Annotated in this window: 1 protein-coding gene; it reads right to left on the bottom strand. The window is 71.6% G+C overall.

Translation table 11 applies throughout. From position 1 onward, the window contains the following. Positions 1-2,443 (bottom strand): DUF6443 domain-containing protein (locus VM95_RS45380; protein WP_045705769.1); only part of this gene is annotated, 2,443 nt, incomplete at both ends.

The following is a 2,443-nucleotide window of genomic DNA, read 5'->3' as shown; positions in this document are numbered from 1 at the left end:
CTTCAGGCTGCTCTCCGAGGTGAGCAGGCCGGTGACGGTGCGGCCGTAGCTGACCGACTCGGCGGGCAGGCCGCCGGCGGCCGGGATGTCCATGCCCGTGGGGACGCCGAGCACTCCGCTGTACGTGAGGTTGGTGGTGTAGGTGCCGGCCAGCGCGCCCTCGCCGGACGGGATGGTCAGCGAGCTGCCGAGCGGCCGGTAGGCGGTGTCGTAGCCGGTGATGGCCTTGGTGTACGCCGAGCCCTTCACCGCCCCGCCCACGTAGCGGGTGCTGGAGGTGAGCAGGCCCTTGGCGAGCGTGTCGTAGGTCCAGGAGACCAGCTGGTTGGCGGGTGCGGCGCTGCCGCTGTACGCGCCGGTCTTCCGGTTCAGCACGTCGTAGCTGTAGGAGAGCGTCTGGTTCTTGGCGTCGGTGGTGTGGTCGAGGTGCCCCTGGGTGTCGTAGAACAGCTTGGTGGTGCCGGTGTCCGGGTCGGACGTGGAGGTCTGGCGGCCGCGCAGGTCGTAGCCGTAGGACCAGGTGTTGCCGCTGCTGTCGGTCCGCGACGCCGTCAGGCCGCCGGGGGTGTAGGCGTAGCCGGTGACGTCGGCGTCGGCCGGGTTGCCGGTCGGCGTGGGCGTCTTGTACCGCCAGGTGGCGGTGGTACGGCCGCGGGCGTCGGTGACCGTCGAGATCGCCGTGCCGCCGTTGGGCGGGGTGGTGTCGACGCGGTCGGCGCCGGGGTAGGCGGTGCTGGTGGCCCACTGGAGGTTGCCGTTGGAGCGGAACTCGGCGCGCAGCAGGCGCCCGTTGCCGTCGTAGGTGTTCCAGGTCTGGCCGGGGACCTGGCCGTCCGCCACGGGGACGAAGATCGCCTCGGTGGGGAAGGAGGTCTGCTCGTAGTAGGGGGCGGAGCTCTTGATCACCCAGCCGTGGGTGTCGTAGACGGTGTCGGTGATCAGGCGGCCGTCGGGTTTGGCGGCGCTGGTGCTCTGGGTCTGGCGGGGGCGGCCGAGGCCGTCGAAGATCTGGATGCTCGCGGAGAAGGTGGTGGCGCCGTCGTTGAGCGTCTCCGTCTTGATGGTGGACGGTGCTGTGGCGCCGTACAGGCCGTAGGTGAAGCGCTTGCTCGGCAGGTCGGTGGTGGGCCGGTCGGGCGCCCAGACGGCGGTGAGGCGGCCGAGCGGGTCGTACTGGGCGGTGGTGACGCGGCCGTTGGGGTCGGTGGTGGTCAGCGGGGAGCCGCGGGCCGGGTCCTGGGTGACGGTCGTGGTCCAGCCCAGGGGGTTGGTGGTGACGAACGACGTCGGCAGCTGGCCGGTGGCCGGGGTCAGCGCGGTGGTGCTGGAGACCGGGGTGACCGAGGGGGCGCTGAGCTGGGTGCCGCCGCGGTCGTAGGTCGAGCCGTCGGTGGTCGCGCTGGTCTGCGGACGGCCGTAGGCGTCGAAGGTCGTGCTGCCGGTGTGGGCGTAGACGGGGTTGCCGGAGGCGTCGAAGCGGTCGAGGGCCTGGGCGCTGGTCGGGTCGCCGGTGGCGGCCGCCTGCTTGAAGGGCTTGCCGTCGTAGAGCGTGCGGGTGGCCGTGAGGGTGTTGGCGGCGGTGGCCGTGCCGGAGCAGGAGCCCTGGAAGACGGTCTTCTCGGCCGCCAGCTCCAGGCTCATGGGGTTGTCGCCGGCCGCGTAGGCGATGGTGGTGCAGGTCTCGGGGGTGGCGGCGGTGCCGTCACCCGGGTCGTCGACCGACACGACGCGGTTGCCGTTGGCCGGCTCGCTCGTCGTCACCGTCGTCTTCGTGCGCCAACTCTGGTCAGCCAGCTTGGACTTGGCGATCGAGGTGACCTGCGAGTCCGGCCGCCAGGCGTAGACCTTCGGCGCGCCGGCGCTCTGCGCGTGGGTGGCGGAGGTCTGCTGGCCGTTGTAGGTGGCGCCGGAGATGCCGATGACGCTGCCGCCGGCCTGGTCGAAGGTCTCGGTGGCGACGACCCGGCCTGCCAGCTGCGCGCTGTCCGTGACCTTGCCGCCCAGCGGGCTCACCACGTCGGGCACGGTCCTGAGCGTCGTCCCGTCCGCGAGGTAGTCGCCGACCATGCCGCGCAGGTACGTCACGCGCTGCTGGGTCTTCGGCGCCTCACCGGGGTTGGCGTTGCCGGTGGTCGTGGTGACCGTCTGGTAGCCGCGGAACTGGTCCCAGGTGCGGACCTTGGGGTCGGTGAACTCGGCGTCGTTGCGGTGCCAGGCGGCGCCGCCGCCGTACGTGTACTCGGTGGTGCGGGCGACGGCCGGGGTGCTGACCAGGTCCTGCTCGACCACGGTCTTGACCAGCGGCTTGTCGAACCAGTCGTTCACCGGGTCCTTGCCGGACTGGCCGGGCAGGTACCAGTGGACGGGGATGCAGGCCATCGAGTTGGTGTCCTCGGAGGCCGGCATGTGGTTGTTGACCCGGGAGCACTCGGGGTCGGTGTAG

This window comes from Streptomyces rubellomurinus (assembly GCF_000961885.1).
Taxonomy (GTDB): domain Bacteria; phylum Actinomycetota; class Actinomycetes; order Streptomycetales; family Streptomycetaceae; genus Kitasatospora; species Kitasatospora rubellomurina.
Note: the sequence above shows the minus strand (reverse complement) of the source record. Positions and strands in the feature narration are given on the sequence as shown.